24 protein-coding genes are annotated in these 23,413 nt (G+C 71.0%); 10 read left to right on the forward strand and 14 right to left on the reverse strand.

Translation table 11 applies throughout. The features are described from left to right. Positions 1–33 precede the first annotated feature (33 nt). The 4 genes from AC1DX8_RS16605 to groL form a co-directional block, all read right to left on the reverse strand. Positions 34–2,574, reverse strand: coding sequence for an ABC transporter permease (locus AC1DX8_RS16605; protein WP_477631048.1), 2,541 nt, complete (start codon positions 2,572–2,574; stop codon positions 34–36). Positions 2,575–2,576: 2 nt separating this feature from the next. Next, positions 2,577–3,395, reverse strand: coding sequence for an ABC transporter ATP-binding protein (locus tag AC1DX8_RS16610; RefSeq protein ID WP_477631049.1), 819 nt, complete (start codon positions 3,393–3,395; stop codon positions 2,577–2,579). Positions 3,396–3,564: 169 nt separating this feature from the next. Next, complete coding sequence (locus tag AC1DX8_RS16615) at positions 3,565–5,262, reverse strand: alkaline phosphatase D family protein (RefSeq protein ID WP_477631050.1); 1,698 nt, start codon at positions 5,260–5,262, stop codon at positions 3,565–3,567. 135 nt (positions 5,263–5,397) lie between these two features. Next, the gene (groL, locus tag AC1DX8_RS16620; protein ID WP_477631051.1) at positions 5,398–7,023 is read right to left on the reverse strand and encodes a chaperonin GroEL; all 1,626 of its coding nucleotides are present in this window, start codon (positions 7,021–7,023) and stop codon (positions 5,398–5,400) included. Positions 7,024–7,368: 345 nt separating this feature from the next. Between groL and AC1DX8_RS16625 the strand changes: the two genes are divergently transcribed. Together AC1DX8_RS16625 and AC1DX8_RS16630 are read left to right on the forward strand one after the other, a co-directional pair. Further along, positions 7,369–8,259, forward strand: a complete 891-nt coding sequence (locus tag AC1DX8_RS16625; RefSeq protein ID WP_477631052.1) for an endonuclease domain-containing protein — start codon at positions 7,369–7,371, stop codon at positions 8,257–8,259. A 110-nt stretch (positions 8,260–8,369) separates the two neighbouring features. Beyond that, positions 8,370–8,807, forward strand: a complete 438-nt coding sequence (locus AC1DX8_RS16630; protein WP_477631053.1) for a phage tail protein — start codon at positions 8,370–8,372, stop codon at positions 8,805–8,807. Positions 8,808–8,814: 7 nt separating this feature from the next. Here AC1DX8_RS16630 and AC1DX8_RS16635 read toward each other — a convergent pair whose 3' ends face one another. The 7 genes from AC1DX8_RS16635 to AC1DX8_RS16665 all read right to left on the reverse strand — a co-directional run bounded on the left by AC1DX8_RS16635 (position 8,815) and on the right by AC1DX8_RS16665 (position 13,829). Further along, entirely contained in the window at positions 8,815–9,255 is a 441-nt protein-coding gene (locus AC1DX8_RS16635; protein ID WP_477631054.1) for a hypothetical protein, read from the reverse strand. Continuing rightward, a complete protein-coding gene (locus AC1DX8_RS16640; protein ID WP_477631055.1) occupies positions 9,255–10,301 on the reverse strand; it encodes a P1 family peptidase in 1,047 nt (348 codons plus the stop codon). The genes AC1DX8_RS16635 and AC1DX8_RS16640 overlap by 1 nt, the downstream gene beginning before the upstream one ends. Next, positions 10,301–10,672 carry a VOC family protein gene (locus AC1DX8_RS16645; RefSeq protein WP_477631056.1) on the reverse strand — a complete coding sequence of 124 codons (372 nt, stop codon included), beginning with the start codon at positions 10,670–10,672 and terminating at the stop codon, positions 10,301–10,303. The genes AC1DX8_RS16640 and AC1DX8_RS16645 overlap by 1 nt, the downstream gene beginning before the upstream one ends. After that, positions 10,672–11,127, reverse strand: coding sequence for a GNAT family N-acetyltransferase (locus AC1DX8_RS16650; RefSeq protein WP_477631057.1), 456 nt, complete (start codon positions 11,125–11,127; stop codon positions 10,672–10,674). The genes AC1DX8_RS16645 and AC1DX8_RS16650 overlap by 1 nt, the downstream gene beginning before the upstream one ends. A gap of 149 nt (positions 11,128–11,276) precedes the next feature. Continuing rightward, a complete protein-coding gene (locus AC1DX8_RS16655) occupies positions 11,277–11,567 on the reverse strand; it encodes a DUF3263 domain-containing protein (protein WP_477631058.1) in 291 nt (96 codons plus the stop codon). A 195-nt stretch (positions 11,568–11,762) separates the two neighbouring features. Beyond that, positions 11,763–13,133: a pyridoxal phosphate-dependent decarboxylase family protein gene (locus AC1DX8_RS16660; RefSeq protein ID WP_477631059.1), complete on the reverse strand. Its 1,371-nt coding sequence runs from the start codon at positions 13,131–13,133 to the stop codon at positions 11,763–11,765. Between the two features lie 39 nt (positions 13,134–13,172). Beyond that, complete coding sequence (locus tag AC1DX8_RS16665) at positions 13,173–13,829, reverse strand: HAD family hydrolase (protein ID WP_477631060.1); 657 nt, start codon at positions 13,827–13,829, stop codon at positions 13,173–13,175. Positions 13,830–14,021: 192 nt separating this feature from the next. Here AC1DX8_RS16665 and AC1DX8_RS16670 point away from each other — a divergent pair, with 192 nt between their 5' ends. The 3 genes from AC1DX8_RS16670 to AC1DX8_RS16680 are packed head-to-tail and all read left to right on the forward strand — an operon-like array spanning position 14,022 to position 16,819. After that, on the forward strand, positions 14,022–14,291 hold the full coding sequence (locus AC1DX8_RS16670; protein WP_477631061.1) for a DUF4242 domain-containing protein: 270 nt from the start codon (positions 14,022–14,024) through the stop codon (positions 14,289–14,291). Then, positions 14,288–14,935, forward strand: a complete 648-nt coding sequence (locus tag AC1DX8_RS16675; RefSeq protein ID WP_477631062.1) for a peroxiredoxin-like family protein — start codon at positions 14,288–14,290, stop codon at positions 14,933–14,935. Before AC1DX8_RS16670 ends, AC1DX8_RS16675 begins: the two co-directional genes overlap by 4 nt. 51 nt (positions 14,936–14,986) lie before the next feature. Next, positions 14,987–16,819, forward strand: coding sequence for an AfsR/SARP family transcriptional regulator (locus tag AC1DX8_RS16680; protein WP_477631063.1), 1,833 nt, complete (start codon positions 14,987–14,989; stop codon positions 16,817–16,819). Between the two features lie 302 nt (positions 16,820–17,121). Here AC1DX8_RS16680 and AC1DX8_RS16685 read toward each other — a convergent pair whose 3' ends face one another. Genes AC1DX8_RS16685 through AC1DX8_RS16695 form a run of 3 tightly spaced genes read right to left on the reverse strand, consistent with a single transcriptional unit; the run spans position 17,122 to position 19,168 of the window. Then, entirely contained in the window at positions 17,122–17,535 is a 414-nt protein-coding gene (locus tag AC1DX8_RS16685; RefSeq protein WP_477631064.1) for an arsenate reductase ArsC, read from the reverse strand. After that, complete coding sequence (gene arsB / locus AC1DX8_RS16690; protein WP_477631065.1) at positions 17,532–18,638, reverse strand: ACR3 family arsenite efflux transporter; 1,107 nt, start codon at positions 18,636–18,638, stop codon at positions 17,532–17,534. Before arsB ends, AC1DX8_RS16685 begins: the two co-directional genes overlap by 4 nt. After that, positions 18,635–19,168, reverse strand: a complete 534-nt coding sequence (locus tag AC1DX8_RS16695; protein WP_477631066.1) for an ArsI/CadI family heavy metal resistance metalloenzyme — start codon at positions 19,166–19,168, stop codon at positions 18,635–18,637. Before AC1DX8_RS16695 ends, arsB begins: the two co-directional genes overlap by 4 nt. Before the next feature lie 138 nt (positions 19,169–19,306). Between AC1DX8_RS16695 and AC1DX8_RS16700 the strand changes: the two genes are divergently transcribed. The 5 genes from AC1DX8_RS16700 to AC1DX8_RS16720 all read left to right on the forward strand — a co-directional run bounded on the left by AC1DX8_RS16700 (position 19,307) and on the right by AC1DX8_RS16720 (position 23,322). Further along, a complete protein-coding gene (locus AC1DX8_RS16700; RefSeq protein ID WP_477631067.1) occupies positions 19,307–19,672 on the forward strand; it encodes an ArsR/SmtB family transcription factor in 366 nt (121 codons plus the stop codon). Between the two features lie 86 nt (positions 19,673–19,758). Then, the gene (locus AC1DX8_RS16705; RefSeq protein WP_477631068.1) at positions 19,759–20,436 is read left to right on the forward strand and encodes a uracil-DNA glycosylase; all 678 of its coding nucleotides are present in this window, start codon (positions 19,759–19,761) and stop codon (positions 20,434–20,436) included. Next, positions 20,433–21,311 carry an SGNH/GDSL hydrolase family protein gene (locus AC1DX8_RS16710; protein ID WP_477631069.1) on the forward strand — a complete coding sequence of 293 codons (879 nt, stop codon included), beginning with the start codon at positions 20,433–20,435 and terminating at the stop codon, positions 21,309–21,311. Before AC1DX8_RS16705 ends, AC1DX8_RS16710 begins: the two co-directional genes overlap by 4 nt. Before the next feature lie 46 nt (positions 21,312–21,357). Beyond that, positions 21,358–22,551 carry an acyl-CoA dehydrogenase family protein gene (locus AC1DX8_RS16715; protein WP_477631070.1) on the forward strand — a complete coding sequence of 398 codons (1,194 nt, stop codon included), beginning with the start codon at positions 21,358–21,360 and terminating at the stop codon, positions 22,549–22,551. 6 nt (positions 22,552–22,557) lie between these two features. Beyond that, positions 22,558–23,322, forward strand: a complete 765-nt coding sequence (locus tag AC1DX8_RS16720) for a 3-hydroxyacyl-CoA dehydrogenase (protein WP_477631071.1) — start codon at positions 22,558–22,560, stop codon at positions 23,320–23,322. Positions 23,323–23,413 lie beyond the last annotated feature (91 nt).

Genomic DNA, 23,413 nt, shown 5'->3' on the forward strand with positions numbered 1-23,413 from the left:
GCAACAGGCACGCAGTTCCGCAGCGCCCGCTCGCTACTCGGTCGTGATCGCCTTGAGGACGTCGAGCCGGGCAGCCCGTCGCCCGGGCCAGAGGGCTGCGAGCACCCCCACGACGCCGGCCAGCACCACGAAGATCGCCAGCTGGCCTCCCGGGATCGACAGCACGTCGATGCCGTCGTCGGCCAGGCTGCGCTGCAGGGCCCACCCGGCGGCGAGGCCGAGGACGACCCCCAGCACCGCCCCGAGCAGGGCGATCGCCACGGACTCCAGCCGCAGCATCGACCGCAGCTGTCGCCGACTCAGGCCGACCGCCCTCAGCAGCCCGATCTCGCGGGTCCGCTCGATCACCGACAACGCGAGCGTGTTGATGATCCCGAGGACCGCGATGACCACAGCCAGTCCCAGGAGCGCGTAGATGATGTAGAGCAGCTGGTCGATCGGGGCCCGCTGCTCGGCAGCGAACTCGTCCTGGTTCTTGAGGGTGACCGACGGCAGGTCGGCGATGACCTTCTCGATGCCCGCCGCGACCGCCTTGGGGTCGGCTTCGGCGGCTCGCACCACGAAGGCGGCGCTGTCCTGCTGGGGCACCCCAGCGGCGTTCGCGTCGGCCAGGGTGACGATGATCGAGTTGGGCAGCGCGGCAGTGCTCTTGAAGACGCCCACGACCGTGGACGTCCCCTTGGTGCCCGAGATGTCGGTGTCGACCTTGCTGCCGACCGACACGCCCGCCTTGGTGGCGCGGTCCTGGGAGAGGAGCAGGGTGCCCGGCTTCAGTGCCGCGAGCGAACCGCTGGTGAAGTCGATCGGCACGGCCCTGCCGAGGGCCACCGGGTCCACGGCCGCCGCGAACCCGCGGTCGCCGTTGACGGACACCCCGAGGTAGCGCATCGGGCTGACCACCTCGACCCCGGGCACGGCCGCCACGTCACGGGTGACGGTCGTCGAGAACGGCTGGCCGATGGCGTTGGAGACCACGTAGTCCGCGGCGAAGTTCTCGCTGATCGACTTGTCGACACTGGCCTTCGCGGACGCACCGAACACTGACATCATCGCGACGAGCGTGAGCCCGATCATCAGCGCCGAGGCGGTGGCCGCCGTCCGACGGGGGTTGCGGGTCGCGTTCTGCTCGGCCATCACCCCCACCGCCCCGAACAGCCGGCGGTACGCGAGCCCCAGCAGCTTGATGACCGGCCGACCCACGACAGGGCTGGTGAGGATCGCCGCCATCACGAGGGCGAAGACCCCCGTGCCGACCCAGTACGACGCGTGGTCGATCGGCGTGAAGGCACCCAGGTAGGTGTTCCACAGCCCGATGACGAACAAGACCGAACCGACCCAGATGCGCCGGTGCAGCGTCGCCTCGGGCAGCGCGATGTCGTCGCGCATGGCCGCCACCGGCGGCATCTTGCCGGCTCGGCGAGCGGGCAGGTAGGCCGCGACCATCGTCACGACCATGCCCACGGCATACGCGATGAAGGCGGTGCTCGGCTGGAAGACCAGGGGCGAGCCGCTCAGGTCGAGTCCGAACTGGGCGAACAGCGCCTGGATGCCGAGGGCGAGCAGGAAGCCCATGCCGAGGCCGATGGTCGACCCGACGAGCCCCACGACGAAGGCCTCGAACAGCACCGACCTCGTGACCTGATGGCGTCCGGCACCGAGGGCCCGCAGCATGGCGAGCTCACGGCTGCGCTGCGCCACGAGGATCGAGAAGGTGTTGATGATGAGGAACGACCCGACGAAGAGGGCGATCCCGGCGAAGACGAGCAGGAAGATGTTGATGAAGGAGAGGGCCTTGTTGATGCCGGTCGCCTGCTCCTTGGCCACCGAGGCGCCGGTGACGGCCTCGAACCCCTTGGGCAGCGACCCCTGCACCTTGGCCGCGAGGTCCTCTGGACTGGTGCCGTCCTTGGCGGTCACCCACACGTCGGAGAACTCGTCCTTGCCGCCGTAGTAGAGGTCCTGGGYAGTCCTGGTGTCGAAGAAGGCCAGCGTCGCTCCGACGGTGYCGCCCTTGAACTCGGCCAGGCCGACGAGCGTGGCGGTGACCTTGGGCTTCGCTCCGCTGGTGACGAGGGTGACGGTGTCCCCCACCACGTAGTCGGCCCGCCGGGCGGTGCCGGCGTCGAGGACCACCTCACCCGACTTGTCGGGCCAGCGTCCCTGCGCGATGGTCGCGGCGGGCTCGCCACCGGTCGTCGGGGCGTCGCTCCAGGAGAGACCGAGCCCGGGCGGGCCACCGCCCCCGATCAGCTTGCCCTTCTTGGAGACCACGAACGTGGTCGGGTCGGTGACGTTGCCGTCGGCGCGGGCCACGTCGGGCAGCCCCGACAGGGTCTGCACGAGGCTGCCGGGGACCGTCTTGGAGGTGGGCCCGGAGTCGAAGTCGCTGCTCGTCGACTCGGGCCGCACGACGACCTCACCCACGGTGTTGACGATGCCGTCGAAGGCCCGGCTCAGGGTGTCGGTGAAGATGAACGACCCCGAGACGAACGAGACGCCGAGGATGATCGCGAACGCGCTCATGAACAGCCGCAGCTTGCGACCGAGCAGGCTCTTCCAGCTGGCACGCAACATGGTCAGGCACCCGTCGGGTCGGCGTGCACGCGCACGTCGAGCCGCTTCATCCGCTCGAGGATCTTGTCGGCGGTCGGCTCGCGCATCTCGTCGACGACGTGACCGTCCGCGAGGAAGACGACGCGGTCGGTGTAGGCGGCGGCGACCGGGTCGTGGGTGACCATGACGATGGTCTGGCCGAACTCGTCGACGCTGCGCCGCAGGAAGCCGAGCACCTCGGAACCAGAGGTCGAGTCGAGGTTGCCGGTGGGCTCGTCGGCGAAGACGATCTCGGGCTGGCTCACGAGGGCGCGGGCACAGGCGACGCGCTGTTGCTGCCCGCCGGAGAGCTCGCTCGGGCGGTGGCTGAGCCGGTCGCGCAGCCCGACGGTCTCGATGACGGTGTCGAACCAGGCCGGGTCGGCCTTGCGGCCGGCGATCGCGAGGGGCAGGAGGATGTTCTCCTCCGCGTTGAGCGTGGGGATCAGGTTGAAGGACTGGAAGACGAACCCGATGCGGTCGCGGCGCAGCGTGGTCAGGGCCTTGTCCTTCAGGCGGGTGATGTCGACGTCACCGACATACACCTCGCCGCTGGTCACGGCGTCGAGCCCGGCGGCACAGTGCATCAGCGTCGACTTGCCGGAGCCCGAGGGCCCCATGATCGCGGTGAACTCGCCCCGCGCCAGGTCCACGCTCACCCCATCGAGGGCGCGGACCTCCGCCTCGCCCTTGCCGTAGACCTTGTGCAGGTCGACGACGCGGGCGGCGGGGGTGCGCGTGGTCGACGCGGTGGGGGCGTCGGCGGTCAGGGGTGTCGCAGTCATCTCAGTCTCCCGGCTCATGGTGGATTCCGTTCTCCTCAAAGGTAGGGACGCAGCCCCTGCGACGCATTCAGGTTCGACCCTGAGCCCACCCGAAGTGAACCCCCAGTCCGCCTACCGGCTGTCAACCAAACGGTGGACGGCGGGTGAACGTGCCCGACCGGTCTCGAGCCGGCCGACGACGGTGCGCTCAGGTGATGGCGACCCGTGCCACCTGCCGCAGCTCCGGGGCGTCGTAGCGGTCGCCGCGCACCTCGCCGGCCTCCCAGCGCAGCACCAGGCCCCTCCCCCGGACCTCGAGGGTGGCGAGGTTGTTGTCGAACCACGGGCCGTGGGTCACGAGCCACCGGTATGGCGCGCTGGGCACCTTGTCGGTGCGGCTCACCAGGAACTCCAGCGGGCGCGCCAGCCCCTTGCCGAGGAAGGCCTGGGCGACGCGGACCTGGCGCGGCAGGGGGTTGCGAATCGGCGAGCAGACGGCCTGGAGGATCGTGCTGCTGCCGGCTCCGAGCTGCTCCGGGCCGATCTCGGTCACGTAGGAGTTGTGCACGTCGCCGGACAGGAAGGTGATCGTGCCGGGAGCCCGCCCGCGCTCGCCGTGGGCCACCTGCACCACCATCTCGAGCACCGCGGCGAAGCCGTCCTGGAAGGCGGCCCAGTGCTCGAGGTCGAGGGCGCGCCGCATCTTCTCGCCCCACTTCGCCACCCTCGGGCCCCAGGCCCCGGTGGCCATCGCCTCGTTGATCGCCTCCAGGTCGTGGATGCCCTGGGCGATGAAGAAGGGCAGCGAGGTGCCGATGAAGAGGTGGTCGACGTCGCCGTGCAGCTGGCCGTCGAGCCAGGCGAGCTCGTCGTCGTCGAGGATCGAGCGTCGCTCCGGCTCGAGGACCCGCGCAGCCCGGGAGTCCACCACGACGAGCTTGGACTCCCCCAGGTCGCGGGCGTAGCTCCAGCGGTAGGTCTCCGGCTTGGCATCCACGCGCTCGGCGAGGTCGTCGAGCACCTTCGTCAGGTCGAGCTCGTCGGTCGCCCCGGACTCCGCGTGGGCCACGACCTGCTGCCACACCTCGTCGTCGGCCAGCTCCTCGGGCGAGAGGTTGCCGACGTGCTGGTAGACCCAGTAGGACGAGAGCCCACCCACGATGCGTTCGTGCCACCACGAGGTCTGGTTCATCTCGCGGTGCCAGCTCTGCGAGGTGTTCCAGTCGTCACGGATGTCGTGGTCGTCGAAGATCATCGCGCTGGGCAGCGTCGAGAGCAGCCAGCGGTTGAGGGGGTCGGTCCAGGCCAGCCAGTACAGGTGCGAGTACTCGACGAAGTCCTTCAGCTCCTCGCCCGGCGGCTCGTCGAGGCTGCGACGCGAGGCGATGTACTCGCGCATCTCGTCGCTGGTCTCGTCGGCGTAGACCTGGTCGCCGAGGAAGCACACCAGGTGGGGCCACTCGCCCTCCTGGCGCTCGGGCCGGCTCAGGTAGTGGGCGTAGGCCCGCAGGGCGTCCACGCCGTTGCTCGCGTTCCCCTCGGCGTCGTGGGGCACGCTCGTGCGGCAGGAGCCGAACGCGAGCCGGGTGGGCTCGCTGCGGAGCAGGGTCCTGATCCGGCTCGGCGGCAGGTCCGCGCGCTCCGGCTCAGGCTCGGGCCAGACCCGCTCGTCGTCCACGTCGACGGTGTACTCGCTGGTCGTCCCCGGCTCCAGGCCGTCGAGGACCACCAGGGCGTAGTGCCGTCCGTGGGCCCCGAAGGTGGGCATGGACCATTCCCGGTCGAAGGCGCGGACCCGCACGACGGCCGAGTCCCGCGTCTGCACCCAGATCGTTGCCGACCTCTCGCCGATGTAGCGGAGCAACGGCCCCAGGACGAGGGGACCGGGCGGAGGGGAAGACGGCACGAGGATGTTCTACACGGCATACCCTCTGCTTGGGTAACGTCCCCGGGCAGTGCACCCCTTCGGTGGATGCCCGAAGGGCGGCCCACCTCTCGGTGGACCGCCCTTCGACGTCGTGACGTATGCCGCGTGGCTGGGCTAGAAGCCCATGCCACCCATCTCGTCGCCACCGGGGGCCATCGGCGCAGCCTTCTCGGGCTTGTCGGCGATGACGGCCTCGGTGGTGAGGAACAGCGCAGCGATCGACGCGGCGTTCTGCAGCGCGGACCGCGTGACCTTCGCCGGGTCGATGATGCCCGCAGCGATGAGGTCGACGTACTCGCCGGTGGCGGCGTTGAGGCCCCACCCAGCTGCGAGCGTGCTGACCTTCTCGGTCACGACGCCGCCCTCGAGGCCGGCGTTGATCGCGATCTGCTTGAGCGGAGCGGAGGCTGCGACGCGGACGATGTTCGCACCGGTGGCCTCGTCACCCTCGAGCTCGAGCTTCTCGAACGCGGCCTTGGTCGCCTGGAGCAGGGCCACGCCACCACCGGCGACGATCCCCTCCTCGACAGCAGCCTTGGCGTTGCGCACGGCGTCCTCGATGCGGTGCTTGCGCTCCTTGAGCTCGACCTCGGTCGCGGCACCGGCCTTGATGACCGCAACACCGCCGGCCAGCTTGGCCAGGCGCTCCTGCAGCTTCTCGCGGTCGTAGTCGCTGTCCGACTTGTCGATCTCGGCGCGGATCTGGTTGACGCGACCCTGGATCTGGTCGGCGTCGCCAGCACCCTCGACGATGGTCGTCTCGTCCTTGGTGACGACGACCTTGCGGGCGCGGCCGAGCAGGTCGAGCTCCGCGGTGTCGAGCTTGAGGCCGACCTCCTCGGAGATGACCTGGCCACCGGTGAGGATGGCGATGTCGGCCAGCATGGCCTTGCGACGGTCACCGAAGCCCGGGGCCTTGACGGCGACGGACTTGAAGGTGCCGCGGATCTTGTTGACCACCAGGGTCGACAGCGCCTCGCCGTCCACGTCCTCGGCGATGATCAGCAGCGGCTTGCCGGACTGCATGACCTTCTCGAGGAGGGGCAGCAGGTCCTTGATGCCGGAGATCTTGGAGTTGACCACGAGGACGTAGGGGTCCTCGAGGACGGCTTCCATGCGCTCGGTGTCGGTGACGAAGTAGTGGCTGATGTAGCCCTTGTCGAAGCGCATGCCCTCGGTGAGCTCGAGCTCGAGGCCGAAGGTGTTGGACTCCTCGACGGTGATGACGCCTTCCTTGCCGACCTTGTCCATGGCCTCGGCGATCATCTCGCCGATCTGGGGGTCAGCAGCGGAGATCGAGGCCGTCGAAGCGATCTGCTCCTTGGTCTCGACGTCCTTGGCCATCTCGAGCAGCTGGGCGGAGACGGCCTCGACGGCCTTCTCGATGCCACGCTTGAGGGCCATCGGGTTGGCGCCTGCGGCGACGTTGCGCAGCCCCTCCTTGACGAGGGCCTGGGCGAGGACGGTGGCGGTGGTCGTGCCGTCACCGGCGACGTCGTCCGTCTTCTTGGCAACTTCCTTGACCAGCTCTGCGCCGATCTTCTCGTACGGGTCGTCGAGCTCGATCTCCTTGGCGATGGACACACCATCGTTGGTGATCGTGGGGGCTCCCCACTTCTTCTCGAGGACGACGTTGCGGCCCTTCGGACCGAGGGTGACGCGCACGGCGTCGGCGAGGATGTTCATTCCCCGCTCGAGACCGCGGCGAGCCTCTTCATCGAAAGCGATGATCTTGGCCATTCGGGTGGTTCCTCCCACGCGAAACGTAAGCGGTGGCCAGCGGGTGCCCGCGACGGACGGACCGGCTCGCGCGGCTCACGTCGCCGCGTTACCCGGACCTCACCCAGACTGGCCTGGATTGTCACTCTCAGGGTGAGAGTGCTAACGCCATTATTGGCACTCTCACCGGGAGAGTGCAAACGGGTCGGTGCGGGCCCGGACAGCCGCGGCGGACGATCCGCCGAGATCCCAGCTCTCGGGCCTGCGCACCCCATGTCGGCCCGAGAGCTGGGATCTCGGGAGGGCGCCCTCGGCACGCTGTGGAGAACTCCGGGCGAGCTGAGGCGAATTTGTCAGGCTCTCGGGGTGGCTCGCCCGTTGACCCCGCTCCCCGACCCGCTGCTCGAGCGCGCTTTCACGGTGGCCGAGGCGCGAGCCGCGAAGGTCGCTCGCTCCCGCCTGGACGCGCGCGACCTGGCGCGACCGTCGTGGGGTCTGCGCAGCACCCGACCGGCGACAACCCTCGACGAGCAGGCCCGCGACCTGGCGACGATCCTGCCGCCCGGCGCCGCCTTCTCCCACGTGACGGCCGCCCGGCTCTGGCGCCTCCCGCTGCCGACGCGGTGGGTCCGAACCGAGCCGATGGACGTGCTGACCCGGGGCACGCCCCTGAGACGGGCCGGCATACGGGGTCATCGCGGTCTCGAGCGACGCGAGGTGGAGATCCTTCGCGGGCTGCCCGTCACCTGCCCGATCCCCACGTGGGCCGACCTCGCCACGGTACCCGCCCTCACGGTCGAGGACCTCGTCGTCGCGGGAGACGCGTTCGTCACGCGCGACCCGGCGCTGCTGGCCCCTTTGGCCAGCGCCGCGACGGGTTCGGGGGGAAGGGGCAAGCGCAAGCTGCGTGCCGCAGCCGAGCTCGTGCGGAGCGGCAGCGGGTCGCCGATGGAAACCAGGGCCCGGCTCGCGTTCGGCCGCGCTGGCCTCCCGGAGCCGGAGCTCAATGCGACCGTGTATGCCGAGGACGGCCACTTCCTGGCGAGGGTGGACTTCCTGTGGCGGGAGTCGCGCGTCATCGTCGAGTACGAGGGTGACCAGCACCGCACGGACCGACGGCAGTGGGAGAACGACATCCAGCGCGTGCGCCTCCTCGAGGCCCTGGGCTGGAAAGTCATCCGGATCACTGCCTCCGACCTGTCCGACGGGCACCGGCGCGGTGAGCTGATGCGCACGCTGCACGAACTCGTGGGTTGACCCGCGGCCCGAGATCCCAGCTCTCGGGCTTCAGGGCCCCGATCTGGGCCGAGAGCTGGGATCTCGCCGGTGGGGGTCGCCGTGCCGGCCGTCTGGTGCCACCCTGAGACATGGCCGCACACCCCGACCCGTTAGAGGGGTCCCACTTCATCGTCGACTTCGCCGGCACCGAGGACGCGTCGTTCTCCCACGTCGACCTGCCGGTGGCCGTGCTCGACGAGGTCGCCTACCGCTCCGGGAACGACAAGGCGAACGAGCCGCGCAAGCAACCCGGGCTCGCGAGCTACTCCCACCTCGTCCTCAGCCGTGGCCTGACCACCAACCTCGACCTCTGGAACTGGTGGGAGGCGGCCCGCAACGGTGACCCCGCCGTGGACCGCAACGTCGTCGTCAAGCTGCTGGACGGGACACTCCAGCTGGCCTTGACCTGGAAGTTCCGCAACGCGTTCCCCGCCGTCTACCGGCTGAGTCCCCTCGACGCCGCCTCCAGCGACCTCGTCATCGAGACCGTGGAGCTCGCCTTCGACTCCATGGACGTCGAGGTCTGACCCAGGGTCAGAGGAGGGTGCGCAGGGTCGCGTCGGCTTCCGACTCCACCGGGTCGTCGAGGTCCCCGACGAAGACGGCGTACGCGGTGCGCGCTGGGTTGGCCTCGAGCTCGGCCAGCACGGTGCGCCAGGCGGCGAGGTTCGGGTGGTCGAGGCTCGTGCAGGCCTCGGTTGGGCGCAGCGTCTCCACGGCGGCTGCGAGCTGGTGCTGCGAGAGGTCGTACGTCCGGGACCCGTTCGCATGCCCGAGCAGCTTGGCCAGGATCACCGCGGGGAGGGCGTGCCGGCCGCCCGGCGCGTTCACGTGGGGGAACTCCAGCTCGGGCGAGGACGACGCAGAGCTGATGCCCACGGCATACGCGACCGGCGGCTGCCAGTCGTCGATGGTGGCGGCGAGCGCGTCCTTGATCGCCGCGAGTCCTTCAGGCGTGCTCCAGTCGGGTTCCATCAGGGCATCCTGACAGCCGACGGGAACGCGTCGCGGTAGGAGCGCAGGTCGACGGTGCCGTTGGCCACCGACTCGGCCGCCAGCACCGCATGACCCACCGCCCTCGTGACACAGTCGCCGGCGGCCACCATGAGGGCGTGCAGGGCGGGCAGCTCGGGCGCAGGCAGCTCCCCGGTCGCCAGGGTGAACAGCGTGTCGCCGTCGAGCAGCGTGTGCACGGGGTGAACCGCCCGGGCGAGCCCGTCGTGCCCGAGTCCGCTCACCTTCTGGCACTGCGCCTTGGTCAGGGTGGCGTCGGTGGCGATGACCCCGATCACCGTCGCCATCCCCGGCCGGACCGGCTGTCCGTCGTATGCCGCGGCGGCACGGGCGCGCGCGGCGTCCAGCTCGTCCGCGCTCGGGGTGCCGACCTGGGCGAACTCGTCGCCGAGGCCGTAGCGGGCGGCGAAGAGCTCGCCGGTGCGCTGGTCGTGCGGCGCCCCGAAGGAGTTGAGCGCGACCAGGGCCGCGACGGTGCTGCCGTCGTCGAGGACCGCGCTGGCCGACCCGATCGCTCCCTTGAGCCCGCCAGCGCGAGCGCCCGTCCCCGCACCGACACACCCCTGGAGCACCGCGTCACCCGACGCCACGGCGAACGCATCGGCGCCGTCGGCGGCCGTCGGCGCGTTCGCGAACTCACCCCCGCGACCGAGGTCGAAGAGGACGGCCGCGGGCACGATCGGGACCACCTGTCCCGGTTCGCCCATCGGCCAACCCAGCCCGGCGGCATACAGGGATCGGGCCACGCCGTCGGCGACGGCGAGGCCGAACGCGCTCCCGCCGGTCAGCACCACGGCGTTGACGCGGTCGACGAGGTTGCGGGGGTCGAGCAGGTCGGTCTCGCGCGTGCCGGGAGCGCCACCCCTGACGTCCACCCCCGCCACGGCGCCCCCGTCGGGCGCGACGACCACGGTGCAGCCGGTGAGCCAGCCCGCTTCGCGGCGGGTGGCGTGGCCGACCCGTAGTCCGGCGACGTCGGTCAGGGAGTTCGTCGGGCCGGGCCGCATCAGGCGGGAGGTGCGTCGATCACGCAGAACCGGTTGCCGTCCGGGTCCTCGAGCACCTCGAAGTCACGCTCACCCTCGGGGTACTGCCAGTCCTCGACGCGGTGCGCACCCAGGCCGACCAGCCGCTCGATCTCGGCCGCCTGGTCGTGCGCGTAGAGGTCGAGGTGGATGTGCGGGTGCAGGAGCGGTCGGGTGTCGCCGAGGTTCAGCGAGAGGTTCGGCCCGACACCGTCACGCGGGCTCAGGATCACCCAGTCGGGCTCGGGTTCGTAGCGTGGTTGGTAGTCGAGGGCGGCGGCCCAGAAGGCCATCGCGCGGGGGATGTCGCGGACGTTGACGACGATCGACCCGATCCTGAACGCAGCTCCCATCACAGCTCCATCCGGTAGGCGCGGGCGTCGGCGACGAACCCCACGCGTTCGACCATGGCTGTGGTGTGGACGCCCACGGCCATCGTGACCGCGCGCAGCCCCGAGTCGCGAGCCCACTCCACGGCAGCGTTGAGCAGCACCTCCCCGGCGCCGATGCCGCGGTGCTCGGGACGGACGAAGAAGGTGTCGACGACCAGCTCGGCCCCTGCACCGGGGGTGCGCCCCGGCCAGGGCAGCGGCTCGACCACCAGTCCCTGGAGGTAACCGGCGTGGTCGTCACCCGCCTCGGCGATCCAGACCGGGCGGATCTTCTGGGTGGCCGACCACGCGCGGGCGAACCGGTCGAGGAAGCCGACCTCGGCCTGACCACCCCGATGGCGGGCGCACTGCAGCGTCAGGGCCGCCACGACGAGCGCGTCATCGGGCCCAGCCAACCGGGTTCGGACGTCACCCACGCCTGAAGTCAACCACGCGGGAGGGGGCCGGGACACCGGTTCACCGCGGCCTGCCACCACGGCGGACGGCTGGGGCGATGGGCGCGGCCAGACGCAACAACGCCCGTACAGTCACTTCTGCACGGGCGTTGGTGAACTGGGGGGCTCGGTCAGAGCTGGATGCCCAACCGGCGGGCGCTGCGGGCGCGCTGGCGCGAGGCGCGCAGCCGGCGCAGCCGCTTGATGAGCATCGGGTCGGCCTCGAGGGCGGCCGGCGAGTCGATCAGGGCGTTGAGCACCTGGTAGTAGCGGGTGGCACTCATGTCGAACAGCTCGCGGATCGCCTGCTCCTTGGCACCGGCGTACTTCCACCACTGCCGTTCGAAGGCGATGATCTCGCGGTCGCGGTCACTCAGCTCGGCAGTGACGCTGACCTGACCCTGCTCGTGTGCGGCGTTCAACTCTCGACCATTCCTTGGATGAGATACAGGCTTGCCTGGTGTGCAGACGTGACGAAGGACGTGGTGTCCGTGCGTGCAAGGGCAACTATACGGAGCGAATCACACGCTTGTCATTCCACTCGCCAAGACCGGGACCACCGGTCTGGACCGGTGTGGCCACACCCGTCCCACTCGTCCCATCAGCGTCGTGGCGCCTCAGGCCATGGTGTCGAGGATGGCCGTGATGTCGTCCTCCGAGGTCCTCGGGTTGACGATCGCGAAGCGGGTCAGCGTCTCGCCCAGGTGCGACGTGGGCACCACGAAGGCGAACTGGTCGGCGAGCAACCGGTCTGACCACTCCTGGTAGTCCGCGGCCGTCCAGCCCAGCCGGCGGAAGACCACCACCGACAGGTCGGGCTCCCGCGCCACCTCGAGGTAGTCGCGGCGGGCGATCTCCGCGGCGGCGAACCGGGTGACCTCCAAGGTCCGCTCGATCGCGTCGCGGTAGGCGTCCGTGCCGTGGGTGGCGAGCGAGAACCAGAACGGCAGGCCACGCGCCCGGCGGGTCAACCCCACCGAGTAGTCGGTGGGGTTCCAGTCGGGCTTGTCGGTGAGCACGTCGAGGTAGGACGCGTGCTGGGTGTGGGCCGCCCGGGCCATCGCCGGCTCCCGGTAGATCAGCGCACAGCAGTCGAACGGCGCGAACAGCCACTTGTGCGGGTCGACGATGAACGAGTCGCAGTGCTCGATCCCCGCGTACAGCTGGCGCACCGAGGGGGCGGCAAGTCCGGCACCGCCGTAGGCGCCGTCGACGTGGAACCAGATTCCGAGCTCGCGACACACCTCGGCCACCGAGGCGAGGTCGTCGACGATCCCGAAGTTGGTGGTGCCACTGGTCGCGACGACGGCGAAGAACGTCTCGGGGCCGTTCGCGAGCAGGACCTCCCGCAGCGCCGACCCCGTGAGCCGGCCGCGGTCGTCCACCTCGACGCCGACCAGCTCGGCATCCATCACGTCGCAGGCCGACTGGATCGACGAGTGCGCACCATGCGTCGCCGCCACGCGCCAGGGCCGGGCGCCCGCACCGGTGCGGCCGGCGTGGGCCGCCTTCATGCGCGCCGTGTGGCGGGCGGCGACGAGGGCCGAGAGGTTGCCGATGGTGCCGCCGGGCACGAAGACGCCGCCGGCCTCAGGCGGCAGCCCGACCAGGTCGGCGATCCAGCGCAGGGCCTGGTTCTCGGCATACACCGCTCCGGCACCCTCGAGCCACGAGCCGCCGTAGATCGACGACGCCCCGACCACGAGGTCGAACATCGCCGCGGCCTCGGTGGGGGCGCACGGGATGAAGGACAGGTAGCGCGGGTGGTCGATGGAGATGCAGGCGGGCGCCAGGTCCTCCTCGAAGAGCTTGAGGGCCGCCAGGCCGCCGATGCCGTCGTGGGTGATCGTCTGGCCGGCCTTGGCGTCGAGCTCGGCGAGGGTCAGGGGGCCGTCGAGCGGGACCGGGTCGAGCTTCAGGCGGTCGGCGGAGTAGGCGAGGATCGCGTCGCCGAGGGCCTCGAGGTGTTGGTCGCTGTAGCCGTGCACGCGGCGAGTCTATGGCGCCGCGTGGGGGTGGGCGCAGGGTCAGGCAGGGGTGCCCGCAAAGAGGGCCGACCTCAGGGCGCGGGCGTCCGCGACGAGGGCGTCCGGGCGGGTGGCGGCCAGCGCGGGCTCGAGACCAGCCCCCCACGTGACGGCGATGGCGCCCATCCCCGCGGCCCGGGCGGCCTCGACGTCGACCGTCGCGTCGCCGACGTAGACGCAGTCGCGGGGCGCGGCGCCGAGCTGCGCCGCGGCATACAGCAGGGGTGCGGGGTGGGGCTTGTGGAGGGTGGTCTCCTCCTGGCCGGCCAGCACGTCGATGCGGTCCTCCAGCCCGACGGCGCGCAACCCGAGGCGCACGGTGTCGCCCTTCTTGCTCGACACGACGCCGGTGCGGGCGCCCGCGGCGTGCAGGTCGTCGAGCAGCTCCGGGACGCCGTCCACGGTGCGGATGAGCTCGTCGTGGTTGGCGAGGTTCCAGGTGCGGTAGACGTCGGTCAGCTCGGCGCCACGCCCCGGGTAGCGCTCCTCGAGGACCGGCTGGAGCGGGCGGCCGATCCACGAGCGCACCTCGTGGTCCGGGGCCACCTCGCCCAGCACCGACCCGAGCGCGTGGTGGTACGACGCGACGATGAGGGGAATGGTGTCGGCGAGGGTGCCGTCGAAGTCGAAGAGGACGACTGGCCAGCGCGGGGTCACGGGATCGAGGCTACGACCTTCGGCGCGGCCGGACCCACCCGGTGGCGGTTCCACAGCACCTCGTCGTGACAACCGCGCCGGGGTCCTCCGCGCGGTCGCAGGCTCCGTCAAACGTGCCGTCACACGCCCACCCGGTCTGCTTCACCACGCAGGCACGGCGATCGGCGTCGAGCCCCACTGGAAGGAACGAGAATGGCTCTGTTCATGGACGTGCACAACGTCGAGGGAGGCCTCGCCGCGGCAGACGTGGCGGGCGCCCACCAAGCGGACCTGGCGACGCAGGCGGCACACGGCGTCAACTACCTGCGTTACTGGGTGGACGAGTCGGCCGGGAAGATCTTCTGTCTCGTCGACGCCCCTGACGCCGAGACGGCCAACACGGTGCACCGTGAGGCCCACGGGCTGGTGGCGGACGAGATCTACCCCGTCCTCGAAGGCTCTGCTCCTAGGCGGGGTGGGTGACCGGGGTGGAGTCCTCGACCGCGGAGTCGGCATGGCTGGACCGGTGGTCGGCAGGCCCGACCGACACCGGCCTGACCCTCATCCGTGACGGCGCCCGTGCGCCGGACCTGGAGCTGGCGGACCACACGGGGCGGGTCCGGAGGCTCTCGGAGTTCTGGACCGGTGCGCCTGCCCTGCTGATGTTCTGGCGGCACTTCGGCTGTGGCTGTGGCAGGGCGCGCGCAGCGCGGCTCGTGGCCGAGTGGTCGGACTACCGGAGTGCGGGGCTCAGCCCGGTCATCATCGGCTTGGGCGACCCGGACCGCGCTGCCGGCTACCGGGTCGCCCACGACCTGCCGGCCCCGATCCTCTGCGACCCCGACGCCACGGCCTACCGAGCCTTCGGGATCGGGCACTGGTCCGTCGAACGGGTCCTCTACGACGCACCGGTGGGTTTCCTGGCCCACCCGCGCGAGCTGGGCCGCAGGTTCCAGGAGGACCGTCGACGCCTTGGCAGCACCCCCGTGGACGACCCGTGGCGCGGCGTGGCGGAGTTCGTCGTGACGCCGTCCGGGCGGGTGCAGCTGGCGTACGGTTACCAGTACTGCGAGGACTTTCCCGACCCTCGGGTGATCACCACTGCGGCCAGGCTCGGCTGGGAGTGACGGGATCGTGTCGAGGCGGATGTCGTTGGTGCGACAGGGATCGGAGGTCACGTGAGCCTGTCGGTACAGCTCCTCGGTCGACCACGGATCGTCCAGACGTCCGGCGCGACGTACCAGTTCCGCAGCCGCAAGAGCTGGGCGGTCCTGGCCTATCTGGTCCTGGCCGAGCGCCCGCCGAGCCGCGCCCAGCTGGCCCGGCTCCTCTTCAGCGAGGCCGAGGACCCGCAGCGTGCCCTGCGCTGGACCCTGTCGGAGATCCGGCGAGGCCTGGGGGTCCACGCGTCCATCGAGGACGACCCCGTCCAGCTGCGCCTTCCCCGCGATGCCGTCGTCGACGTCGAGGTCGTGACCCGAGGCGCGTCGAGCGACGCGATCGGGCTGCCCGGACTGGGGCTCGAGCTCCTCGAGGGGCGGGCAGTCCGCAGCAGCGCGGCATACGAGATCTGGATGCTCGCCCAGCAACGCCACCTGGCCGCGGCTTCCGAGGCGATCCTGCACGAAGCGGCCGTCCGGTCACTGGCCCGCGGCGCGTGGCAGGAGGCAATCGGCTACGCCACTCGCGTGGCCGCCATGAGCCCGCTCGACGAGAACCACCAAGCCCTGCTGATCCGCCTCTATCGCCTGTCCGGCGACGACGAGGCCGCCGAACGCCAGTTCGCGGCCTGCGTCGCCCTGTTCGACAGCGAACTGGGGACCGCGCCCGGAGGCGCCGTGCAGGCCGCCTTCCGAACCACTCGGCCGGACCCCCTCACGCACGCCGACGACGCCACCATCGAGGCGATCATCGAGGCCGGTGCGGCGGCCATGGGTGCCGGCGCCCTCGAGGCCGGCGTGCGGTCGCTCCAGACCGCCACCAGGCTCGCCGACGGAGCGCGCAAGACCCGGCTCCGCGTGCGGTCGCGGCTCATCCTGGCCGAGGCCCTCGTGCACGCCCTGGGGGGACTCGACGAGGAGGGGTTGGCCAGCCTGTACGAAGCGGACGAGATCGCCACGGCGCACCAGCTCACCGATGCGGTCGCCGCCGCCCGCGCGGAGCTGGGCTACATCGACTTCCTCCGGGCGAGGTACGACCGGGCGGAGCTCTGGCTGACCGATGCGCTGCGGCTCGCCGACGGCTCGGCCGCCGTCCTGGCCAAGGCCACCACCTACCTCGGCTCGGTGGAGAGCGACCGCGGCAACTACGTCGAGGCCACGCACTTGCTCGGGCAGGCGGTCAGCCACGCCCGGACGGCTGGGGACGCGCGCCGCGAGGCATTCGCCGAGTCAATGCTCGGTCGCGTCAGCCTGATCCGTGGCGACCTGGCCACTGCGAACGAGCACCTCGCGGCGGCGACCACCCTGGCCGAGCGTGACCACTGGCTCGCCTTCCTGCCCTGGCCCCAGTCGTTGCAGGGTGAGGCCGCGATGTCCGCCGGTGAGGTCGGGACGGCTGCCGAGGTGTTCGACCAGGCGTTCGCCCGTGCCTGTCAGCTGGGCGATCCCTGCTGGGAGGGGATGGCGGTGAGGGGGCTGGCCCTCGTGGCCGAGTCAGACGGTGGGGTCGCCCGCAGCGTCGACCTCCTGGAGGAGGCGCGGTCGCGGGCCGGCCGTCTCGCGGACCCCTATGTGTGGCTGGACGGACACATCCTCGACGCCCAGTGCGACCTCGGTCGACGGCACGACCACCCCGAGACTGCTCGGTGGGTCGAGGAGCTGCGCCACCTGGCCTCACGAACAGGTATGCGCGAGCTCGTCGTGCGCTCCCTCGTCCATGGTGCCGCGCTCGGCCAGGCGGGTGACGCCGAGGCCGCGATCCTGTTGGCCCGGCACATCGACAACCCGGAGCTTGCCCGGCTCCTTGCCACCGAGCCATCGCTCGCCGCCTCCGCGGCAGGCGCGGGCTGACTCCGCGCCCACCTCTCACGCAGTCGTGCACTCGGTGCGGGTCGACCGTGCGTCCCGGAGTCTCTCCACCCATCGAGGGAGGCTGATCCGACGGCGTCGGCGTCCACCGGCAACGGCCTGCGCCACGGCGGAGCGGTGCGCGGCGTGGCGACTCAGCTCTGCGCTGGTGGGGTTCGAGTCCCACCAGCTGTCGGTGGAGGTGTGCATCCGGTGCTCCTTCGTCTCCTGCCCGCCTCGATCGGCGGACGTGTCATCGAAGGACACCCCGGCACCGTGTGAGCCGGTGTTTGACGGACCGGGGGTCAGGCCTGCGGTGCCACGCCCAGGTCGCGCAGGAGCGTCTCGACCCTGGAGCGGATCTCGTCCCGGATCGGGCGCACCGCCTCGATGCCCTGGCCGGCCGGGTCGTCGAGCACCCAGTCCTCGTAGCGCTTGCCGGGGAAGTAGGGACAGGTGTCGCCGCACCCCATCGTGACGACCACGTCGGACTGCTCGACCGCTTCGACGGTGAGCACCTTCGGGGTCTCGGCGGCGATGTCGATGCCCTCCTCGGCCATCGCGGCGATGGCTGCCGGGTTGACCTCGTCGGCCGGCTGGCTCCCGGCGGACCGCACCTCCACGGCGCCTCCGCCGAGGTGGGCGAGGTATGCCGCGGCCATCTGCGAGCGCCCGGCGTTGTGGACACAGACGAACAGGACGGAGGGCTTGTCACTCATGCGTCTTCGCTTTCAGGAGTGGGGAAGTGGGAACGCAGCGCGAGGCTGACGTAGACCAGTGCGACCAGGACCGGGACCTCGATCAGCGGGCCTACGACCCCGGCCAGGGCCTGCCCGGAGGTGGCACCGAAGGTGGCGATGGCGACCGCGATGGCCAGCTCGAAGTTGTTGCCGGCCGCCGTGAAGGCGAGGGTCGTGGTGCGCGCGTAGGACATCCGGAGGACCCGTCCGAGGACGAAGCCGGCTCCCCACATCACCGCGAAGTAGGCGAGCAGGGGGAGGGCGATCCGGGCCACGTCGAGGGGTCGGCTCGTGATCTGCCTCCCCTGCAGCGCGAACAGGATGACGATGGTGAAGAGCAGCCCGTACAGCGCCCAGGGGCCGACTCGTGGCAGGAAGCGCTGCTCGTACCAGTCCCGCCCACGCCGGGACTCACCGACGCGTCGCGACAGGTACCCGAGCAGCAGGGGCACGCCGAGGAACACCACGACCGAGGTGGCGATCTGCCACGGCGAGACGTCCAGCCCGGTCTGCTGGAGTCCGAGCCACCCGGGCAGCACGGACAGGTAGAACCAGCCGAGGCCGGCGAACGCGACGACCTGGAAGGCCGAGTTGAGCGCGACGAGCACGGCGGCCGCCTCGCGGTCACCACAAGCCAGGTCGTTCCAGATGATCACCATCGCGATGCAGCGGGCCAGCCCCACGATGATCAGGCCGGTCCGGTACGCCGGGAGGTCGGGCAGCAGGAGCCAGGCCAGGGTGAACATCAGGGCCGGTCCGACCAGCCAGTTGAGGACCAGGCTCGAGACGAGCATCCGCCGGTCGCCGGTCACCGTGTCGAGGCGGTCGTAGCGGACCTTGGCCAGCACGGGGTACATCATCACGAGCAGGCCGAGGGCGATCGGCAGCGAGACCCCGTCGACCTCGACGGAGGAGAGCACCCCGCCGAGTCCGGGCACGAGCCGGCCGAGCAGCAGGCCGGCCACCATGGCGAGACCGATCCAGGCCGGGAGGAACCGGTCGAGGGTCGACAGCTTCGCGACGACGTGCGGCGGCGCCGTGGACGCGGTCGTGGACGGGGTGGGGTGGGTGGGGAGCGTCACGCGCAGCAGGGTTCCTGCTGGGCGGGCCCGGCTGCGTGCGCGTCGGCGCGATCGGCCGACGACGCGCGGACGGAGGGGGTCGTGCAGCAGCCGCCGTCGTTCGTCGCCACGAGGGGCAGGCTCGCCGTGGCCGGGCGGCCGTCGGCGGGGTCGTCGTCCTTGACGGTGTAGACCTCCCACGGGGCCCCGGCGGGGTCGTGCACCCAGACCTTGTCCTGCAGGGCGTAGCAGCAGGTCGTGTCCCGCTCGTCGAAGGCGGCCAGCCCGGCCTCGCGGAGCCGAGCGGCTCCGGCCTCCACGTCGGCGGTGCTGTCGACCTCGATGCCGAGGTGGTTGAGCGCCTGGGCCGTGCCCTCGCCCCGCTGGTCGGCCGGGACCTCGATGAGCACGAGCTTCAGCGGCGGCTCCGCGATGGCGAAGTTGGCGTAGCCCGGCCGGCGCTTGTGCGGTGCGGTGCCGAACAGGGTCGAGTAGAACTCGACCGAGCGCTCGAGGTCGGCGACGTTGAGTGCGAGCTGGACACGCGACATGGTGCTCTCCCTGGGTTACTCGGACCTTTTCGCGTCGAAGCGTGCATCGACTATGGTCTATGCAGGAAGTGAACTGGCTGTATCGATGTTTGTCAATATCGAGACTGCTCTCTGCCCCTGCGCATCCCGGGAGGACCCGTGCCCCAGCTGATCGCCACCCTCCGCGACACCCCCGCGGACGCGACCGCCGGCGACGCCTGCTGCGGCACGCTGACCACCGACGAGGCGATGGGTCGCGAGCAGGCCGAGGCCACCGCCCAGCTGCTCAAGGCGGTCGCCGACCCGGTGCGGCTCCAGCTGTTGTCACTGATCCGGTCGTCGAAGGACCACGAGGCCTGCGTCTGCGACCTCACGCCGGCCGTCGGTCTCAGCCAGCCCACCGTGAGCCACCACCTCAAGGTGCTGACCGAGGCAGGCCTCGTGACCCGCGAGCGCCGGGGCACCTGGGCGTGGTTCCGGCTGGTGCCGGGGCGGCTCGACGACCTCGCCGCCATCTTCCGCTGAGGATCCGGCCCTCGGTGCTGCGCGCTCAGCTCACCAGCACCGGGGTCAACTGAGCCTGTGCCGCCGACCGGGGCTAGTTTCTGGGTATGCCGCCCGCTGCCCTGACCGAGCTGGTCCACCCGTCGTGGGCGGCCGCCCTCGAGCCGGTGGCCGGGACCGTCGCATCGCTCGGCGAGTTCCTGCGGGCAGAGGTCGCCTCGGGGCGCGGCTACCTGCCCGCGGGCAAGCACGTCCTCCGGGCGTTCGAGCGGCCCCTCGACGACGTGCGCGTGCTCATCGTCGGCCAGGACCCCTACCCCACCCCTGGCCACGCGGTGGGGCTGTCCTTCTCGGTGGCGCCTGACGTGCGCCCGGTTCCCCGCTCGCTCGTCAACATCTACACCGAGCTGGAGAGCGACCTCGGGCTCCCCCGGCCGTCCTCCGGCGACCTGTCGCCGTGGGCCGACCAAGGAGTGCTCCTGCTCAACCGCGTCCTCACGGTCACCCCCGGCAAACCCGCGAGCCATCGGGGCAAGGGCTGGGAGTCGGTGACCGCAGCCGCCATCGTCGCCCTGGTCGAGCGGGGTGGACCGCTGGTCGCCATCCTGTGGGGCCGGGACGCGCGGAACCTCGTGCCGCACCTGCCCGGCATACCGGCCATCGAGAGCGCACACCCCTCGCCCCTCTCGGCGCACTCGGGCTTCTTCGGGAGCAAGCCGTTCAGCCGCGCCAACGAACTCCTCGCCCAGCAGGGCGCCGCACCGATCGACTGGAGCCTGCCGTGACCGACACCCCCAGCGCCGACACCCCCGGCACCGACCGCCCTGACCCGGTGCCCGCGGACGACAACCAGACCCACCTCCCCGAGCGGGGCAAGGTGTGGCACCGGTACGTCGCCATCGGCGACTCCTTCACCGAGGGCATGTCGGACGCCGACCCCGCGCGTGAGAACGCGTACGTCGGGTGGGCCGACCGACTTGCCCAGCACCTGGCCGCGATCGCGCACCGGGACGGAGGCGACTTCGCGTACGCCAACCTCGCGGTCCGTGGACGGCTGCTCGCCGACGTGATCGGTCCGCAGCTCGACGCAGCCATCGCGCTCGGCCCCGACCTCGTCTCCATGGTGGGCGGGGGCAACGACATCCTGCGCCCCAAGGCCGACCTCGACGCCATCGCCAACCGTCTCGAGGCGGCGGTCGTGCGGCTGCGCGAGTCCGGTGCCGACGTGCTGCTCGCGACCCCGACCGACCCGGTCGGCGCGCCGCTGCTCAAGCACCTTCGGGGTCGGCACGCCATCCACTCCGCGAACATCTTCAGCATCGCCCAGCAGCACGGCGCCTACGTCATCAACCAGTGGGGCATGAAGGCGCTGCAGGACTTCCGGCTGTGGGCCGACGACCGGATCCACATGACCACCGAGGGCCACCGACGCGTCGCGCTCAACGCGCTCTCGGCGCTCGGGCACGACACCGACAGAGCGGACTGGTCCACCCCGCTGCCGCCGCAGCCCCCGCAGGCCCGCCGGGAGTCGGCGGCAGCGAACGCCGAGTGGGCCAGGACCCACCTCGCGCCATGGGTCCAGCGTCGCCTCAAGGGCGAGTCCTCCGGCGACACCGTCGTGGCGAAGCGCCCCCAGCTCACCCCGGTCGACCCCGCCTGACCTGCGGGATTCAGGTACTAGGACGTCCTACTACTACCATCAGGCCATGCCTGCGACCCGTCTGATGCCCACCGAGGAGGGCCAGGACCTCATCGACCTCACGCGCGAGATCTGCCTCAAGGAGCTGCTCCCACAGGTCTCCGAGGCCGAGCGCCGCGCGGCCACCACGCCTGAGCTCCCGCGAGACGCCTTCCGCGTGCTGGGTCGGGCTGGCCTCCTGTCGCTGCCCTACCCCGAGGAGTTCGGTGGTGGCGGGCAGCCGTACGAGGTCTACCTGCAGGTCGTCGAGGAGATCGCCTCGGCCTGGATGTCGGTCGCAGTCGGCGTGTCTGTCCACTCCCTCACCTGCTACCCCGTCGCGGAGTTCGGCAGCCGCGCCCAGCAGGAGGCCCTGCTCCCCGCGATGCTGTCGGGTGAGCAGCTCGGCGCCTACTGCCTGTCCGAGCGCGGCTCGGGCTCCGACGTGGCGTCGATGAGCGCCCGGGCCACTGCCGACGACGAAGCAGACCCCACGACATACACCCTCAAGGGCACCAAGGCCTGGATCAGCCACGCGGGCCACGCCGACTTCTACACGAGCTTCGTGCGCACGTCCGACGACGGCGGCCGCGGACTGTCCTGCATCGTGGTGCCCGGAGACGCGGAGGGCCTCGCGTTCGGCGCGCCCGAGAAGAAGATGGGGCTGCACTGCGACACCGTGAGCGAGGTGCACTTCGAGGGGGTGCAGGTCTCCGCAGACCGGCTCGTCGGCAAGCCCGGCCAGGGCATGGCGATCGCCCTCTCGGCCCTGGACTCCGGGCGGCTCGGAATCGCTGCAGCCGCAACGGGTCTCGCGCAGGCCGCCCTTGACCACGCGGTGGCCTACGCCAAGGAACGCCAGCAGTTCGGACGCCCGATCGGTGACAACCAGGGGCTCGCGTTCCTGCTCGCCGACATGGAGGCGGCCGTCACCAGTGCTCGCGCGTCCTACCTGCATGCAGCGCGGCTGCACGACGCCGGTCGCCCGTTCACCAAGGAGGCCGCGGTCGCCAAGCTGGTCTGCACCGACAACGCCATGCGCGTCACGACCGACGCGGTGCAGGTGCTCGGCGGCGCCGGCTACACGCAGGACTTCCCCCTCGAGCGCTTCATGCGCGAGGCGAAGGTGACCCAGATCTTCGAGGGCACCAACCAGATCCAGCGGCTCGTCATCAGCCGCCAGCTCCTGAAGAACTCGACGAGCTCGTCCAAGAGAGGCTGAAAACCCTTGCAGATCAACGAATCCACCGTCGCCCTCGTCACCGGCGGGGCGAGCGGTCTCGGCGGCGCCACGGTCCGCCGCCTGCACGCCGACGGAGCGGCCGTGGTGATCCTCGACCTCCCCTCCTCCCCCGGTGCGGCCTTGGCGGCCGAGCTCGGCGAGCGCGCGCGGTTCGTCGCGACCGACGTGCGCGACGAGGCCCAGGTGCAGGCCGCGATCGACGTGGCCCGCGAGCTCGGCACGCTCCGGATCGTGGTCAACTGCGCCGGGGTGGGCACCCCCGGCCGGGTGGTCGGCAAGCGCGGCCCCCTCCCCCTCGAGGACTTCACCAACGTCGTCACGATCAACCTGATCGGCACCTTCAACGTCCTGCGTCTCGCCGCTGCCGCGATGCTCGAGAACGAGCCCGTCGACGGCGACCGTGGCGTGGTGGTCATGACCGCGTCCATCGCCGCCTACGACGGCCAGATCGGACAGGCCGCGTATGCCGCGAGCAAGGGTGGCGTCGTCGGCCTCACCCTCAGCGCGGCTCGCGATCTGGCGGACAAGGGAATTCGTGTCATGACGATCGCGCCGGGGACGTTCGAGACGCCGATGTTGAGTGGCCTGCCCGGAGACGTGAAGGCGGTCCTGGAGGCGCAGGTGCCCCACCCGTCGAGGCTCGGCAGGCCCGACGAGTACGCCAACCTCGTGCGCCACATCGTCGACAACGCGATGCTCAACGGCGAGGTCATCCGGCTCGACGGCGCCCTGCGGATGCCCCCTCGCTGACCGGGCGGTCGGCTACGCAGTTCGACCGATCCCGCCGGACCCGGTCGGTGGCACCATGATGAGTTGGGCCTGACTAGGAGGCGTCGGGTGT

The organism is Pedococcus sp. P2_A3 (assembly GCF_056405035.1).

Bases quoted from the DNA above. Each gene is read 5' to 3' on its own strand.
- AC1DX8_RS16610 (WP_477631049.1), bottom strand. From the start codon at position 3,395: ATGAGCCGGGAGACTGAGATGACTGCGACACCCCTGACCGCCGACGCC.
- groL (WP_477631051.1), bottom strand. From the start codon at position 7,023: ATGGCCAAGATCATCGCTTTCGATGAAGAGGCTCGCCGCGGTCTCGAG.
- AC1DX8_RS16630 (WP_477631053.1), top strand. From the start codon at position 8,370: ATGGCCGCACACCCCGACCCGTTAGAGGGGTCCCACTTCATCGTCGAC.
- AC1DX8_RS16635 (WP_477631054.1), bottom strand. From the start codon at position 9,255: ATGGAACCCGACTGGAGCACGCCTGAAGGACTCGCGGCGATCAAGGAC.
- AC1DX8_RS16640 (WP_477631055.1), bottom strand. From the start codon at position 10,301: ATGCGGCCCGGCCCGACGAACTCCCTGACCGACGTCGCCGGACTACGG.
- AC1DX8_RS16645 (WP_477631056.1), bottom strand. From the start codon at position 10,672: ATGGGAGCTGCGTTCAGGATCGGGTCGATCGTCGTCAACGTCCGCGAC.
- AC1DX8_RS16670 (WP_477631061.1), top strand. From the start codon at position 14,022: ATGGCTCTGTTCATGGACGTGCACAACGTCGAGGGAGGCCTCGCCGCG.
- AC1DX8_RS16685 (WP_477631064.1), bottom strand. From the start codon at position 17,535: ATGAGTGACAAGCCCTCCGTCCTGTTCGTCTGTGTCCACAACGCCGGG.
- AC1DX8_RS16695 (WP_477631066.1), bottom strand. From the start codon at position 19,168: ATGTCGCGTGTCCAGCTCGCACTCAACGTCGCCGACCTCGAGCGCTCG.
- AC1DX8_RS16705 (WP_477631068.1), top strand. From the start codon at position 19,759: ATGCCGCCCGCTGCCCTGACCGAGCTGGTCCACCCGTCGTGGGCGGCC.
- AC1DX8_RS16715 (WP_477631070.1), top strand. From the start codon at position 21,358: ATGCCTGCGACCCGTCTGATGCCCACCGAGGAGGGCCAGGACCTCATC.